Origin of the sequence: Hymenobacter mellowenesis, assembly GCF_030581005.1 — a bacterium.
GTDB classification, from domain to species: Bacteria; Bacteroidota; Bacteroidia; order Cytophagales; family Hymenobacteraceae; genus Hymenobacter; species Hymenobacter mellowenesis.
This window is the reverse complement of record NZ_JAUQSX010000016.1, coordinates 1-15845: the sequence shown is the minus strand read 5'-3', so window position 1 is coordinate 15845 and position 15845 is coordinate 1. Positions and strand designations below refer to the sequence as shown.

The following is a 15845-nucleotide window of genomic DNA, read 5'->3' as shown; positions in this document are numbered from 1 at the left end:
ACCCGTTGATTAAGCTGCGAATTTCTTGAATGCCGGCTGCCAAATCCGCGCTTGTGCGCCGGGCCGGACGTTTCGTCAGCGCCTATCTTGCGGCCCCATCCTTCCATTCCACCCCATCTCCTCCCAATTTATGAAACGGTTTCTTCTACTGGCCACGCTGGCCGGGACGGCTATCGGTATGCCCACCGCCCAGGCTCAGGGCGTACGCTTCGGGCTCAAAGGCGGTCCTTCCTACACCACGGTCGTGGGCGCGCACGTCGACGGGGCGGCCTACAAGTGGGGCTTCCACGGCGGGGTGCTCGTCAACATTCCGCTCAACGACCGGCTTTCGCTCCAGCCCGAGGTGCTGTATTCGCAGAAAGGCGCCCACGAAGAGAACAGCAGCACCCGCATCCGGCTCAGCTACGTGGACGTGCCCGTGCTGCTGCGCCTGGCCACCGGCGTCGGCGGCCTGTTCGTCGAAGCCGGCCTGCAGGTGGGCTACCTGGCCGGCTCGGAAGCCAGCATCGACACCCGTAAGCCGCTGGCGCGCGTCACCTCCGACTTTGCCGGCAGCTACCCTCCCTTCGACGTGGGGTACGCCGCCGGCTTCGGCTACCAGCTAGCCAATGGGCTGGGCCTGGGCCTGCGCGCCAACGGCGGGCTCCGGCACGTGGTCAAAGGAGCCACGGCCGACGACACGGCCCGCAACTTGGCGTTTCAGCTCTACCTGTCGGCCATGGTGGGCCGGCGCGACTGAGGCCGTCCGGCCCGGTTGGGCAGCCGCGAAAGAAGCCCCGGCTGCGTGTGCGGCCGGGGCTTCTTTTGTTGCTACTATATGAGTACTGTATACTGATTTTCTTCTCGAGGGACAATGTTACCCAGCACGAAGCTGGACTTGCGCAGCCCAGTGGTGGTATGAACTACAGTTTGCTTTACCATCGTGCCACTGCATTCTTGCCCAACGTGCAGCCGCTGAATGGACGGCAGGAGAACATCGAAATAGCGCGCTACAATGCGTCCCTGCCTATTTTCTTCTATTTCAACCACGCCTTTTAAGCTCAAACTAATAACAATGCCAGTGAAGGAAAAAGTGACGGGGGCCTCTTGGGTAAGACGGCCCAACATGCTGCTGAGCGAAACTAGGCGGCTTTTGTCTCCATACCAGGTACGGTAGCTGTGCGCTGGGGTATCCCAACTCATTTCGGCTTCAAGGCCAAAGTTGTGCAAGCCCCGCAGATAGCGCTGCAATGCCACTACGCTGTGATGCCCCACTGCCGAAACCTGGTCGAGTACGGCCACGGGCGCTTCGGCAGCTAACAAGTCGAACGTATGGTCAAGGGTTTGGGTGAGGAGGCTGTAGCCAAACAGGTCGGGGCTGGTTTGGCCGGAAATGAATAGGCGAGTAGAACCCGGTGCCACGCTAGCCAAGCGCAAATCGAGGCGCCGCCGCACATCGGCCTCCAGCATTTTGCTTTGCCGGGTGCCAGCCACGGAGTAACGGGAGATGCGCTGCACGGTATCAGAAAATGAACTGGCGATGACCGCCAGCGCATCCAGGGGCAAGGTGCCCCGGCTGGCCGTTTTACCAACGAGGCGGACTTCAACAATCTCCTTTTCGCGCTGCCGCTGCAATTCGATGATTTCGGCCGTCAGGTTATCGCTGCGCTCTTTGGCCTGCCGGTAAGTGAGGCGATAAAACACGTTGTCCGGCGATTGGTCTGCTAGTAGCTCGTGCTCCTGCGCCTGGGCCAGGGCTGCCTCCCGAAGGGCTTGCAGATGGGCGATGCTGCTCATGCGAAAGGCGCGTTAAAGGGTGAGGGTAAAAATGCCTTTGGGCGTGTTGTCGTGGTTGGTTGCGAACTGCTGGGTCCAGCGGTGGCGTTCGGCGGCGTCGCCGATGTCGGCGTGGTATACGTCGCAGGCGTAGCGGATGCGTAGGCGCTCATTGAGCAAAAAACTGAGGCGTATTTGCTCGGCATGAGCCAGCCGGGCTACTTCCCGGTACGAAAGCAGTACCACGAGGTCAATGTCATTCGGCTCGGGGCAGCGGGTGGTGAACGAGCCGTCGAGCCAGATTTCCATCGTCAGGCCCAGCGCGGCCAGGTCGTGCAGGTAGGCCGCCAGCCGGCCCAGCAGGTAGCGCCGGCCGGGCTGGTATTGAGCCTCGAAGTCATCGACAAAGTAGGCCGCCAGTTCTGCTTCGGTGAGCGGATGGAAGCCGCTGGGCGAAATAGGAGTCCACGAGCGTTTCATAGGCAGATGCAATAACGCAATTTAAAACGCATCAAAGAGAGTTGAACAGTTGCGTTAAGTAGGCTGTAGCCCCCCTGCGCCCTCCGATTCTCCCGCCCCGGCCACCACTCTGGCCGCGGGGGTAGCCGCAGCGCCTGCCCCTCGAAGCGGCGGATGCCGTAGTCGGCCCCGCTGAGCTCGCCTAAATCGTCGGCCACGCGCACGCGGTAGTCGGCGTCAATCCAGCGCAACGGCTACCCCAGCCGCGACAGCAGCTCAAATAGCGGCTGATTGACGTAGTAATGAGACGTTACCTGTTTGTGCTTGGTGAGAATGCCGTCTTTGGCCAGTTGGTTGAGGTAGCTGGCGGCCGTGGGTCGGCTCACGTTCAGCTCCTGCTGCAAGAACTCGATGCGGGTATAGGGATGCCGGAACAGGTTATTGAGCAGGTCCTGGCTGTAGAATTTATAGGGGCGCAGCCGTTCCCGGGTGGCTTGCATAAGCTCGCGCATCTCCCGAATCAGCACGATGCTCTCGCGGGCCGTCTCTTCTACGCCGGTGAGCATGTACAGCAGCCAAGGCTCCCACGCGCCGGTGTCGCGCACGGCTTGCAGGTGGTGGTAGTAGTCGGCTTTGTGGTGCGTAATGAACCGGCTGAGATAGAGCACCGGGATATCGAGCAGGCCTTTCAGCACCAGATACAGAATATTGAGAATCCGCCCCGTGCGTCCGTTGCCATCATAAAACGGGTGGATGCTTTCAAATTGAAAGTGCAGCACGGCCATTTTCACCAAGGGGTCGACATCGTGGAGGGAGTCGCCGTTGAGGTACTGTTCCAGGTTGGCCATTAAGTCCAGGATGACGGTCGAATCTTGCGGCGGGGTGTACACGACTTCGCCGCGTTGGTTCGTGAGCTTGGTGCCGGGCTGCTTGCGGTAGCCTCCCTGGTCGCGCTTTAGTTCTTCCTGTATTTGCGCAATGTGATTGGTGCTTAGGAAGCCGAACTGTTTCACCAGCCTGGTGCCCAGCCGCAGCGCTGACGCGTACCGTTGCACCTCTTTGGCGGCTTGCGTCTCGCCCAGATGCAGTTCGGCGTTATACAGTTCGTCGTGGGTAGTAATGATGTTTTCAATGGCGGAGCTGTCTTTTGCTTCCTGCAAGGGCAGCGTGTCCAGCAGAATGCTCTCGTTGGGAATGGCCGAAACCAAGCCCTTGAGCTCCGCGAGGGCGCTGTGAGCGCCCGGCAGCTTTTTCAATACGGCTCGCGTCTCCAACTCGTCAATGGGCGGGAGCGAAGATGGTTGCCAAATAGCCTGCATTAAGGAGCTGCCAGAGGGATGGGGGCTCCAGCTTTGTAAAGAAACTTGATTTTTCTTTACAAAGGGTCTTGGTATATGTAAAAGAAACTGGTCTTTTCTTTACAGAGGTTGGCTCGTTCTCGCCTGCGCCCTCAGATTCCCCCGCCCCGGCCACTACCCCGGCCGCTGGAGCCACCTCAGCGCCTGCCCCGTGAAGCGGCACACGCCGCCGGTTTCGCGCTACTGCTCCCTCAGTGCAAAAGGCCTTTGAGTTCTTGTTGGACGGCTTTGCCCAGAAAAATTTCGTGGCCAAGCCCCGGCAGTTCGTGCAGGGTGGCCGGGATGCCTTGCCGCTGCAGCCGACGGTAATAATCTTCGGTTAGCCCTTTGGGGGCAATGGAATCGGCGGTGCCCACGAGCAGCGCCACCCGCGTGGTAGCCGGGATGCGGGCCACGACTTGCTCCGGCGACACGCTGGCCACGGGCTGGTCCCAGATGGCCCCGCCGCCGGTGTGGCGTTTCATGTGGGTGCGCCAGGCGGCTACGTTGCAGGGGCAGGCGGCCAGCAGCGCCGCGTCGACCCGGCCGGGGTGGCGGCCGAGCAGGTCGGCCGTGATGGCGGCCCCGCCGGAGTGGCCGGCCACCACCACCCGCCCGGCGTGGTAGCGGGCCCGGAGCGTGTCGAGGGCCGCTGCAATAGCGTCGATGACGGCGGGGGTGTAGTTGTCGCCGGTGGTTTCGCCGCGCTCCCCGTCGGACTGGTGCCCGGCGGGGTCGGTGTAGCCGGGGCGCAGCAGGGCCACGGCCACCACGTCGGCATTGGCCTGGGCGGCCTGCCGGGCCACGGTGTACTGGTATTCGGGCTTGTTGAAGGGGGCGTCGCCGTGCAGCACGAGGAGCAGCGTGGGGTGGGCGCTGCGTTTCGCGCTGGGGTAAACCTGCGCCCATAGCTGGTGGCCGGTAGCCCCCAGCCACTGGCCTGGGCCGGAGGCTTCGGAGGCCGCGCGGGTTTGGTCGGTCTGGGGCTGGCAGCTGGTCAGGGCAAGCGAGGCAAGCAGCGAGGCGCTGGCAGTCAGGAGGCTTCGGTGATTTCGCATGCCGTAAATAACGGTGCTAAGCCCCGCTTGCTCATTGATTTGAGGGACTTGGTTTCGTTGGGCTGCCGGGTTATCCCGCCCCGCCCACCGCCCCGGCCGGCGGGGTAGCTGCAGCTCCTGACCCTCGAAGCGGCGCACGCCGTAGTCGCCGCCGCTGAGTTCGCCGAAGTCGTCAGATAGGCACACACGGTAGTCGGCGTCAATCTAGAATAGGTGGCGGTTGAAGGCGCGGTGCAGGTTGGGGCAGAGGGCGAGGCCGTTCGACATGGTGTCGTCGTGGCTCACGGCCCAGGGCACGATGTGGCAGGCGTCGAGCAGGGGCACGGGGCTGCTGTGGGTGCTGAGCAGCTTGAGGCCCGACACGGCGCAGGTGTATTCGTAAGCTTCGAGCCCCACGCGCTTGAACACGCCGCAGCCGCGCTGCTCCGGCAGCCACTGCCTCTGTAGTCGCGCCAAATTGCCTGTTTACGCGGGAAGTAGGCGCGGTGTCCCGAAAGTATTTAGTTGCGCAAACGATGCCGGCAACGATGCCGGCATCGTTTGCATAAGTTTATAGATGCCCCTTGCTTTTTACATGCTCATTTGCTGAAGCTTAGCGGTAGGTTTGTAGGAACCCGTTCTCCCGGTGGCATTTGCCGCTACCCATCCAAAATTCCCCCTCCTATGAAGCGACTGCTCTCTTTACTCTTGTTGCTGCTGCCGCTGGCGCTGCGCGCTCAGACCGTAAACATCCTCGAATCGACCGGCTGGCTCGAAACGGCTTATGTGCGCTGGCAGCCCCTTGCCACGGCCCAGAGCTACAACGTGTACTACACCGGCGGCGGCCTCGTCAACCAGAAGCTCGACGACCAGCTCATCCGCAACTACGGCGCCTTTTACCGGGCCGATGCCCTGGGCCTGGCGCCCGGCGCCTACACCCTCAAAATAGCGCCCGTGGTGGGCGGGGTAGAGGGCACGGGCACCGTGACCACCTCCCTCACGGTGCGGGCCCAGGACCGGACCGGTTTTGCCTTCAGCAACGGCCGCGTGCCGGGCGCCTACAACGCCAACGGCACTGTGAAAGCCAACGCCGTCATCCTCTACATTACCCAGAACTCCAAAAACACCGTTTCGCTCAACGTGACCGGGGCCACCACCAACCCCTGCGTGGGCCTGCAAACCATTCTCGACGGCTTCAAGAAGGGCCGCGATGCCCGCCCGCTGCTCGTGCGCTTAGTGGGCCAGATTACCGACCCGAGCTACCTGCTGGCCGGCGACCTGGTGATTGAGAACAATAATTTCGCTACCGGAGCCATCACCCTCGAAGGCGTGGGCAACGACGCCGTGGCCGATGGCTGGGGCATTCGCGTGAAAAATGCCTCCAACGTGGAAATTCGCAACATCGGCACGATGAACTGCGACTCCGACGAGGGCGACAACATCGGCCTGCAGCAGGACAACGACTACATCTGGGTGCACAACTCCGACTTTTTCTACGGCCACGCCGGCTCCGACCCCGACCAGGTGAAGGGCGACGGCGCGCTGGACTGCAAACGCTCGACCTACGTCACGTTCTCCTACAACCACTTCTGGGATACGGGCAAGTCGAACCTGCTCGGCCTGAGCGAAAACACCACACAAAACCTGTACATCACCTACCACCACAACTGGTACGACCACTCCGATTCGCGCCACCCGCGGGTGCGTTTCTACTCGGCCCACGTGTTCAACAACTACTACGACGGCAACTCGAAGTACGGCGCCGGCTCCACGGAAGGCTCCTCGGTGTTTATGGAAGGCAATTACTTCCGCAACTGCAAGTACCCGATGCTGACCTCGATGCAGGGCACGGACGTGTTCAACCCCGCCACGCAGACGAACAACTACACCACGATGCCCATCTTCTCGAACGAGGACGGCGGCACCATCAAGGCGTTCGACAACTTCATGACCGGCCAGCTGCGCTTCGTGCCCTACGGCGCCACCGGTTTTCCCCGTTCCACGGTCGACTTTGATGCTTACGTGGTGACCAGCCGCAGCCAGACCATTCCCAGCACCGTGACGTCGGCCTACGGCGCCAACGCCTACAACAACTTCGACACCAACCCGGCCATCATGTACACCTACACGCCCGACAGCCCCACCGCGGGCCGCGATAACGCGGTGCTGTACGCGGGCCGCGTGAAGGGCGGCGACTTCCAGTGGACCTTCAACAACGCCGTGGACGACGCCTCTTCCACCGTGAACACCCCGCTGCAAACGGCGCTGGTGAACTACGCCACCGGCCTGGTGTCGGTGCAGGGCGATGCCGCCGCGCCCCCCGTGACGCCCCCGAATCCCGGCGGCGGCGGTAGCACTTCCGGCATGGTGCACAACTTCACCACGGCCGGCCTCACCAGCACGTTCTACACCATCACCGGCAACCTGTCGACTTCGCAGGGCACGACGACCTACAACGGCCTGACCCTGACGCAGTGCCTGAAACTGGAGTCGTCGACCAACATCGCCTTCACCACCACCGCCAGCGCCACGCTCACGCTGGTGTTCAATACGGCCTTCAGCGGCACGGTTCGCATCGACAACACCAACCAGACGGTGAGCGGCGGCCTGTACACCATGACGCTGCCGGCCGGCGTGCACCAGATTGCCAAAGGCACCACCGCCAACCTCTACTACATGAGCACCGCCTACGCGGGCACCCTGGGCACCCGCGCCCAGCAGGATGAGCTGGCTGTTAAAGTATTCCCGAACCCGGCAGCCGATGAAGTGACAGTGGCCTGGAAGAGTAACCGACCGTTTGCGCTCTACTCCATCACGGGCGCCCTGCTGAAAACCGGCTTCACCAACCAGTCTTTCAACTTGAAAGACGTGAAGCCCGGCTTGTACCTGATTCAGATGCGCGACGAAGACGGCTACCTGCGCACTGGCCGCCTGCTCAAGCAATAAGCCTAAGTGGCCTGAATCAGCAGGCTGCGCACAAGCCCCAGCGGGGCGACACTCGGCCCCCGAGTGTTGCCCCGCTGGGGCTTTGCCGTGCTTTTCGGCCAATAAGTTGTCTTTGGATAACCTTTTCCTAATGCCCGCGGTAAGCCAAACGCCCCTAGCTTCGCCCCCATGAAAACCCTCTATCTCCTCCGCCACGCCAAATCCAGCTGGAGCTTCGACGAGCTCAGCGACCAGGAACGCCCGCTCAACGACCGGGGCCGCGACGACGCACCCGCCATGGGCAAGGCCCTGGCCAAGCGCCGCATCTGCCCCGATGTGGTGGTGAGCTCGCCCGCCGTGCGCGCCATGAGCACGGCCGTGCTGGTAGCCCGCGAAATGCAGTACCCGCACGATAAAATCACGGTGGAGCCCGGCATCTACGGCGCCGATGTGGACGGCCTGCTGGCCATTATCCGCGAGCTGCCCGACGCGGCCGGCTCGGCGCTGCTGGTGGGCCACAACCCGACCATCACCGAAACGGCCAATGCGCTGTCGCCCACGTCGTTCAACGAGATGCCCACGGCCGCCGTGGTCTGCCTGCGTTTCAATACTGAGAAGTGGGAGGAAGTGAGCAAGCAGAACGCCGAGTTTTACTTCTACGACTACCCGAAAAACGGGGAGTAGAGGCTGGCAATCGGACTTAACGAAAAAAGAACGTCATGCTGAGCGCAGTCGAAGCATCTCTACCGTAGAAGCAATTAATTACTTGCGCGGTAGAGATGCTTCGACTGCGCTCAGCATGACGTTCTGTTAATTCATCCAACCACTCCGCCCAACTCAATTGAAAGCCCTATCCCGCGACCTGAGCTGGCTGCGTTTCAACGCCCGCGTGCTGCAGGAGGCCCAGAGCGACAACGTGCCGCTGCTGGAGCGCCTCAAATTCCTGGCTATTTTCAGCAGCAACCTCGACGAGTTTTTCAAGGTGCGGGTGGCCACGCTGCGCCGCCTCACCAAGCTGAAAAAGAAAACCCGCGCCAAGCTGGGTGAAAGCCCCCGCCGCGTGCTGAAAGAGGTGCTGGCCGAAGTGGGCCGCCAGCAAAACGCCTTCGGAGCCACCTTCCGCGAGCAGCTACTGCCGGCTCTGAACGAGCAGCACATCCACCTGCTGAGCGAGGCTGAGCTGACCGACAAGCAGCGCGAATGGACGCTGCGCTACTTCGAGAAAAACGTGCGCGACCTGCTCTCGCCCGTGGTGCTCGATGACACCCTGCACCATTTGTTTCTTAAGGACCAGGCCGTGTACCTCACCTTCTTCCTGCGCCAGCCGCACGACCGCAAATCCAAGCTCGAAGCCGAGCGGGTGCTGACGATGGAGCTGCCCACCAAGCGCCACGGCGGCCGTTTTGTGCGCCTGCCTGACGAAGGCCAGGAGCGCTACGTGCTGTTTCTGGACGACGTTATTCGGGTGGGGGCGGTCGAGCTGTTTCCGGCTTATAAGGAGGTGACGGTGAACGCCATTAAGCTCTCGCGCGATGCCGAGCTGGACATTGAGGAAGAAGTGTCGGGCGACCTGATGGAGAAAATCCGCAGCAGCCTGAGCAAGCGCGCCACCGGCTTCCCGGCCCGCCTCCTCTACGACCCCGAGATGCCCGCCGACGCCCTGCGCGCCATCAAGCAGAAAACCGGCATCACCGACGAGGAGCTGGTGGCCGGCAGCCGCTACCACAACTTCCGCGACTTTTTCGGCTTCCCCGATTTTGGCGAGGCCGATTTCCATTACCCGCCGCGGCCGGCCCTGCCGCACCCCACGCTGCCGCGCACGGGCAGCCTGCTGGCCGCCATCGGGCAGCGCGACCACCTGCTGCACCCGCCCTACCAGAGCTTCGACTACGTGACGCGCCTGCTGCGCGAAGCCGCCGACGACCCCGGCGTGTCCAGCATCAGCATCACGCTCTACCGCGTGGCCAGCAAAAGCGCCGTGGTGAAGGCCCTGCTCAAAGCCGCTAAGCGTGGCAAGCAGGTCACGGCCGTGGTGGAGTTGAAAGCGCGGTTTGACGAGGAGTCAAACCTGTTCTGGGCAGACAAGCTGAAGCGCGCGGGCGCCAACGTCATCTTCACGCCGCCCGAGCTCAAGTGCCACAGCAAGCTGCTGCTCATTGCCCGCCGGGAGGCCGACGACACCGTGCGCCGCTACGGCTACTTCAGCACCGGCAACTTCAACGAAAGCACCGCCGACCTCTACACCGACCACGGCCTCTTCACGGCCGACGAGCGGCTCACGCGCGAGTCGGCGGAGGTGTTCCAGTACTTAGTCGACCAGAGCGTGGTGCCGCAATTGGAATACCTGCTGGTGGCGCCCTTCGGCTTGCGCACGGGCCTCAACGCGCTGATTGACTACGAAATCAAACAAGCCAAAAAAGGCCACGATGCCTACATCATCCTCAAGGTGAACGCCGTGGAAGACGCGGCCATGATTGCCAAACTCTACGAGGCCAGCAAGGCCGGCGTGCGCATCGAACTCATCGTGCGCGGCATTGGCCGCCTGGTGCCCGGCCTGCCCGAGTGCAGCGCCAACATCAGCCAGCGCGGCCTCGTGGACCGCTACCTGGAGCACAGCCGCGTGTACGTATTCGGCCACGGCGGCGAGGAAAAAGTGTACGTCTCGTCGGCCGACTGGATGACCCGCAACCTCGACCGGCGCGTGGAAGTAGCCTTCCCCATCCTCGATGAAAGCCTGCGCGCCGAAGTACGCCACCTGCTCGACTTCCAGCGCCACGACAACGTAAAAGCCCGCGACTTCGACAACAACTTCATTGCCGCCGCCGCCGGCGAAAAGCCCCTGCGCGCCCAGGAAGCCACCTACGCCTGGCTGAAAGGCCTGAAGCGGCGGCAGCAGAAAAAGGTCAGTGCTAAAGCCGGGTAAAAAAGCTCGTCATGCTGAGCGCAGCCGAAGCATCTCTACTGCACAACTAATCAATTTTAGTATTGCGGTAGAGATGTTTCGGCTGCGCTCAGCATGACGGGCTTGAGTGATTCCCTGGTACTACTCCAAAAAACGCCCCCGGGAATATCTTTCCCGGGGGCGTTTGAGGTTTTTACCGAGCGATGCGCTAGTGCCGCAGCACCAGGCGGCGCGTCAGCCACTGGCCCTGGCCCAGGTCGAGGCGCAGTAGGTACACGCCGCTGGGCAGCTCGTGCAGGTCTACAGTCTGGGTGAGCGGGCCGGCGCCGGAGGCGGGCAGCACTACGCGGCCCACTTGCTGGCCCAGCACGTTCAGCACCGTGCCCGTGGTGGCGACGGGGCGGACCGCGCCGGTCAGCGTGAGCGTAACCAGGCCCGTGCTAGGGTTGGGGTAAAGCGAAAGCTCGGCGGTCGGGGCCGCGCCCAGCGTGGCCGAAACCGGGCACGCGACGCTCGTCACAGTGAGCTGCTGGGTGGCCGTGGCCGTGCAGCCCTGGGCGTTGGTGGCGGTGTAGGTGATGGTGTAGGTGCCGGGGCCGGTGGCGGCGGCGCTAAACACACCATTGGACACGCCGGTGCCGCCGTAGGTGCCCCCCGCCGGACTGCCCCCGCTGAGCGTGAGCGGGCTGGCCGTGGCGCACAGCGAGGTAGCGGGCAGCGTAAGCGTGGTGGCGGGCAGGGCGTTCACGGTCACCGTCACAGTGGCCGTGGCGGTGCAGCCGCTGGCGTTGGCCCCAGTCACGGTGTAGGTGGTGGTTTGGGTGGGCGTCACGGTCACGAGCGGGCCGGTGAGCGTCTGGCCGCCGCCCGTCCAGGTGAAGGTGCTGGCCCCGCTGGCCGAGAGCGTGGCCGACTGCCCGGCGCACACCGCCGCCACGCTGGCCCCCGCCGTGATAACCGGCACGGGGTTCACCGTCACCGTCACGGTGGCCGTGCTGGTGCAGCCGCCGGAAGTGGTGCCCGTCACGGTATAAGTCGTAGTTTGAGTTGGGGAAACCGTGACCGTGGCGCCGGTGAGCGTCTGGCCTCCGCCGCTGTAGGTGTAGGTGAGGCCGCCGGTAGCGGTGAGGATGGCGCTTTGCCCGGCGCAGAGCATGGGCTGGCTGGTCGTCACGGCCACGTTGGCGCCGGCCGTAAGTGTGACGGTGGTGGTGGCCACCGCCGAGCAGGTGCCGCCGCTGCCCACCGTGTTGGTGATGGTGTAGGTGCCGGCCGTACTGGCCGTCAGGTCGATGGCGCCGGTGGTGGCGTTCAAACTCAGCCCGGTGGCAGAAGTAAACGTGCCGCTAATGGCTCCGCTGGCCAGCGTGGGCACGGCCGTGCCGCCCCCGAGGCAGTAGGTGGCGTTCGGATACTGGAACGCGGCGCTGGGCGTGGTCGTCAGCGTGACGGTGTTGGTGGCGGTGCTGGCGCAGGGGCCGTTGGTAGTGTACGTCACAGTGTAAGTCCCCGGCGTGGAGGCTGAGGCGTTAATCTGCCCGGTGGTGGCGCTCACAAATACCAGCCCCGCCGGCGCGGCCGTGAAGGTGCCCGCGGCCGTGCCGCTGAGCGTGGGCGTGGGGTTGCCGGCGGCCGTGCACAGCACGGCGGCCCCGTAGCTGAAGCCGGCGTTCTGCGTCGGGTTCACCGTGACCACGACGGTAGCCGTGCTCTGGCAGCCGTTGCGGCTGGCCGTGAGGGTGTAGGTCTGGGTGATGGGCGCGTTGGTGGCGTTGGGCAGCGTCACGGTGGGGTTAGCCACGGTGGCGCTGCTCAGGCCGGTGGTGGGGCTCCACGAATACGTGACGCCCGCCACCGCCGTGGTGCCCAACTGGCCCGGCTGGTTGGGGCACACGCTAATGGCCGGGCCGGGCGTGGCCGTCACGGCCGGGTTCACCGTGACCTGGGTCGTGCTGGTGCTCACGCAGCCTGAGGCCGATACCACCGTGAGCGTATAGGTGGTAGTGCGCGCCGCGTTGGTGGTGTTGGTGGGGGTGAGGGTGGGCTGGGCGGCGCTGGTGTTGCTCAGGCCCGTGCTAGGGCTCCACGAGTAGGTGAGGCCGGCTACGGCGGTCGTGCCCAGCGTGGTGGCCTGCCCCGAGCACAGCACCTGGGCCGGGCCGGCGTTAGCCGTGGGCGGGTTCTCCACGGTCACCGTCACCTGGCTGGTGCTGGTGCAGCCGTTGCTGGTGCCGGTCACGGTGTAGGTGGTGGTTTGGGTGGGCGAGGCAATTGGATTGGCCGCAAACGGGTTGTTCAGCCCCGTGGTGGGCGACCATTGGTAGTTCTGCGCGCCGGTAGCCGCCAGCGTCACCGACGTGCCCGCGCAAATGGACGGCGCGGTCGGGCTCACGCTCACCGTCGGCGTGGCGCGCACGGTCACCGTCACCTGGGCCGTGTTGGTGCAGCCCGCCGCCGAGGTAGCCGTCACAGTGTAGATGGTCGAGGTGGTGGGCGAGGCCACCGGATTAGCAATGGTGCTGCTGCTCAGGCCCGTGCTGGGGCTCCACGAATACGTGGCGCCGCCCGAGGCCGTGAGCTGCACCGACGAGCCCGAGCAGATGGCCGCATTATTAGGCGCGATGTTGACCACCGGCAGCGGGCTCACCGCCACCACCACCTGGGCCGACACCGAGCAGCCGTTGGCCGCCGCCGTCACCGTGTAGGTGCCCGAGCGGTTAGTGCCCACGTTGGCAATGCTGGGGTTGCGCAGCAGCGAGGTGAAGCCCGCCGGCCCGGTCCAGGAGTAGCTGGCGCCGGGCACCAGGCTGGCCGTAAGCAGCAGGTTGTCGCCTACGCACAGCGGCGTGTTGGCGCTGGCCGTGAGCGTGCCCAGGTTGTTCACCGTCAGGTCGGTACCGTTGTCGGTGCCCACGGTGGCCGGGGCCGAGCCCGTCACCCGGATGCGGTAGCCCGAGCCCGCCACCGTGCCGGCCGGAATCACGCCCTGCACGATGCCGTTGGAGGCGCCCGTGAGGCTGCCCAGGGTTACCGGCGCGGTGAATGAGCCGTTGGCGTCCGACAGTTCGGCCGTGAACACGTTGCCGCTGTTAAACGGCCGGTCGACGCTGTAGGGCACCCGCACCGTGGCCCCGGCGCAAAAGCTGGTGCCGCCCTGCACGGCCTGGGTAGTGATGACGTAGGCCCGGGCCGCGCGCGGCCCGGCCAGCAGCAACAAAAGCAGCGCCACCACCCCGGTGGCAGGCCGCAAAGCGAGAAATGGCTTCATGTACTTGTGTGGCATTCTGAGGTGATAAAAAAACCGCCAGAGCAAATGCTGCTCTGGCGGTCTAGATGGGCGTTGAACCGAAAAGTTTAACGCAACCCGCAGAATAAAATCTCAACACTAAGTAAGTATAGTCAATGTTTTACAGTTGGTTGCGTAAATGCACAACATCTCCAATGCAAAACAAAAGCCCTTGCATGAAATCTGCATGAGCACCGACAAAAAAGGCCCGCCTTGCAAGGCGGGCCTCCGAAAAAGATGAGGGCTGGCAGGGCCACCGCGTCCCGCCGTGCTACCGGCGCACGCCCGACTTCTCCAGCAGCTTGCGCGGCGGGGTGATGAACAGTTCCAGGCTGGCATAGGGTGCGCCGTTCAGCTGCGAGTCGATGATTTTTTCGCGGTCGGCGTTGGTGCGGTCGAAGGCGTCGAAGGCATAGTTGTAGCGGTAGCCCGCCTCGGCGCCCATCCAGAGGAAGCTGAGTACCTCGTGCTCCCAGCGGAGGCGGAATTTTACTTCCGTTTCGCGCAGCTCCAGGGTGCTGAGAGTGGCTTTGCTGAGGTCGGGGGTGCCGTCGGCGTTTTTGCGGGTGAGCGGAGCGCGGCTCAGGTTCACGATGTAGTTGTAGCCGTCCACGGTGTAGCCGACGTAGAAAATCGAGTTGTCGTTGGCGTTGTAGCGCAGCGTGACGCGGGCCGGCGCCAGCGCTTCAATGCCCCAGCGGCTGTTGAAGGTGCGGTTGTAAATCACGGCCGGATAAATGCTCAGACGGCCAAACGTGTAGCCGTACTGAAAGCCCACGCCCCACGAGAAATTCGGGCTGCGTTTCCAGCCGTAAATGGCCTCGGCCGAGAAGCGCGAATAGTCGGATTTGGTGAGCTGGTCGGAGGTGTAGTCGCCACTCAATTCGCCCTTGATGCGGGCCAGGTACCAGTGCACATCATCAACCGGCCGGATGACGGCCACCTGCACGGCAGTGCTTTTCAGTCCTTTGTTTTCGATGTTGTCGTAGAGCTCGTAGGTGGTGGGCAAGCTCGCAAACTGAAATTCCTCCCGCTCGTAGCTCAAGCCCACGATGACCTTGAGGTGAGGCCGGTTCCAGGCCGGAATGTAGCCTTTGATGGAAAGCCGGGCGTTTTTGGTGGCCTCGGTGCTGAAATCATTCAGCCCCTGCACCTGTGCCGACGACGACACCCCGAAGCGCGGCATTCGCTCGTAGCGCACAATCAGGCCTTTGCTCGGGCCCATGCCCAGCACCGAAGGGTTGGCAAATATCTGCTTGTCCGTGAGTTGTTTGCCGCCGGCGGCCGAGTCCTGTGCCGTGGGAGCGGCCTTCGGATACACCCGCTCCTGCACCTGCGCCCGCGCCACGTCTGCCGAGCTCCAAATAGCGGCTCCCATCAAGCCAGCGCGTAAAAAAAAGCGATACTGCATAGTCGGGAAAGGCCTTTTATGGACCAGTTTGCTCCCTTACGCGAAAATGCCCGATGCGGCTAACCAGCGGGCCGGCCAAATGAAAATTCCATGAAGGAAACCTGCCGCCTCCTGCTTTCTAAGCGTTGCCACAACGCGGGGAAAAGTCTTCAGCGCGTTCTGCTTAGCAGAAACCGACGCGAGCAGTGCGCAAAAATGCCGGGCCCAACAAGCTGCCTGATGCATTGCGGGAACACAATATGGCCGGTTAGTGTCTAATTGCGTGCAAAAATGATTGGATTACTTTCAGAATTTTGCTGCATTAGCCCCAAATCTGCATGATAAAAACAATATCGAACATTATCCTCCTGGTTGGTTGGGTGCTGGGCGTTGGTAGCCCAACTATCGTTTTTGCGCAGGAACCGGGCCCGGCCCGGCGGGTGACGCTCGACGTGTCGGCGTTTCGTCAGCAGCTGGCGGCCACGCCGGGCGCCAGTGCCCGGCGCGGGCCCGCGCCCACGTTCCGCCTGAGCCTGCCCACGCTGCGCGGCGTCCGGCCCTTCGTGCTCACCGAAAGCTTTGTGCTGCCGGCCGATGATGCGGCGGCCCGGCAGCGCATCCGCACGTTCATCGGGGCCGAGGAAGGAGCGCCCGGCCACCGCGTTTCGGTGGAGCTAACGCCGCGGGCCCTCACGGCGCAGGTGCTGGCCGGGGCCGAATCGGCCAGCCTGCGGCCCGCTGCCGACGGCAGCGG

General features: G+C 63.5%; 12 protein-coding genes. 5 read left to right on the top strand and 7 right to left on the bottom strand.

Annotated elements, in window-relative coordinates; all coding sequences use genetic code 11:
* Positions 1–130 precede the first annotated feature (130 nt).
* Positions 131–739 carry a porin family protein gene (locus tag Q5H92_RS23340; RefSeq protein WP_305013985.1) on the top strand — a complete coding sequence of 203 codons (609 nt, stop codon included), beginning with the start codon at positions 131–133 and terminating at the stop codon, positions 737–739.
* Between the two features lie 74 nt (positions 740–813).
* Here the strand turns inward: Q5H92_RS23340 and Q5H92_RS23335 are convergent, their stop codons facing one another.
* The 5 genes from Q5H92_RS23335 to Q5H92_RS23315 form a co-directional block, all read right to left on the bottom strand.
* Positions 814–1776: a hypothetical protein gene (locus tag Q5H92_RS23335; protein WP_305013984.1), complete on the bottom strand. Its 963-nt coding sequence runs from the start codon at positions 1774–1776 to the stop codon at positions 814–816.
* A gap of 12 nt (positions 1777–1788) precedes the next feature.
* A complete protein-coding gene (locus tag Q5H92_RS23330) occupies positions 1789–2235 on the bottom strand; it encodes a DUF6932 family protein (protein ID WP_305013983.1) in 447 nt (148 codons plus the stop codon).
* A 233-nt stretch (positions 2236–2468) separates the two neighbouring features.
* Positions 2469–3470: a Fic family protein gene (locus tag Q5H92_RS23325; RefSeq protein ID WP_305013982.1), complete on the bottom strand. Its 1002-nt coding sequence runs from the start codon at positions 3468–3470 to the stop codon at positions 2469–2471.
* Between the two features lie 293 nt (positions 3471–3763).
* A complete protein-coding gene (locus Q5H92_RS23320) occupies positions 3764–4609 on the bottom strand; it encodes an alpha/beta hydrolase family protein (protein ID WP_305013981.1) in 846 nt (281 codons plus the stop codon).
* 204 nt (positions 4610–4813) lie between these two features.
* A complete protein-coding gene (locus Q5H92_RS23315; protein WP_305013980.1) occupies positions 4814–5065 on the bottom strand; it encodes an HNH endonuclease signature motif containing protein in 252 nt (83 codons plus the stop codon).
* Between the two features lie 207 nt (positions 5066–5272).
* Between Q5H92_RS23315 and Q5H92_RS23310 the strand changes: the two genes are divergently transcribed.
* The 3 genes from Q5H92_RS23310 (at position 5273) to ppk1 (ending at position 10436) form a co-directional block, all read left to right on the top strand.
* A complete protein-coding gene (locus Q5H92_RS23310; protein WP_305013979.1) occupies positions 5273–7534 on the top strand; it encodes a pectate lyase family protein in 2262 nt (753 codons plus the stop codon).
* 168 nt (positions 7535–7702) lie between these two features.
* A complete protein-coding gene (locus Q5H92_RS23305; RefSeq protein ID WP_305013978.1) occupies positions 7703–8197 on the top strand; it encodes a SixA phosphatase family protein in 495 nt (164 codons plus the stop codon).
* A 157-nt stretch (positions 8198–8354) separates the two neighbouring features.
* Positions 8355–10436: a polyphosphate kinase 1 gene (ppk1, locus tag Q5H92_RS23300; RefSeq protein ID WP_305013977.1), complete on the top strand. Its 2082-nt coding sequence runs from the start codon at positions 8355–8357 to the stop codon at positions 10434–10436.
* 187 nt (positions 10437–10623) lie between these two features.
* Here ppk1 and Q5H92_RS23295 read toward each other — a convergent pair whose 3' ends face one another.
* Together Q5H92_RS23295 and Q5H92_RS23290 are read right to left on the bottom strand one after the other, a co-directional pair.
* Positions 10624–13683, bottom strand: a complete 3060-nt coding sequence (locus tag Q5H92_RS23295) for a beta strand repeat-containing protein (RefSeq protein WP_305013976.1) — start codon at positions 13681–13683, stop codon at positions 10624–10626.
* A 289-nt stretch (positions 13684–13972) separates the two neighbouring features.
* Complete coding sequence (locus Q5H92_RS23290; protein ID WP_305013975.1) at positions 13973–15079, bottom strand: DUF6268 family outer membrane beta-barrel protein; 1107 nt, start codon at positions 15077–15079, stop codon at positions 13973–13975.
* 350 nt (positions 15080–15429) lie between these two features.
* Between Q5H92_RS23290 and Q5H92_RS23285 the strand changes: the two genes are divergently transcribed.
* The coding region (locus tag Q5H92_RS23285; RefSeq protein WP_305013974.1) for a hypothetical protein at positions 15430–15845 on the top strand (416 nt) is incomplete at its 3' end.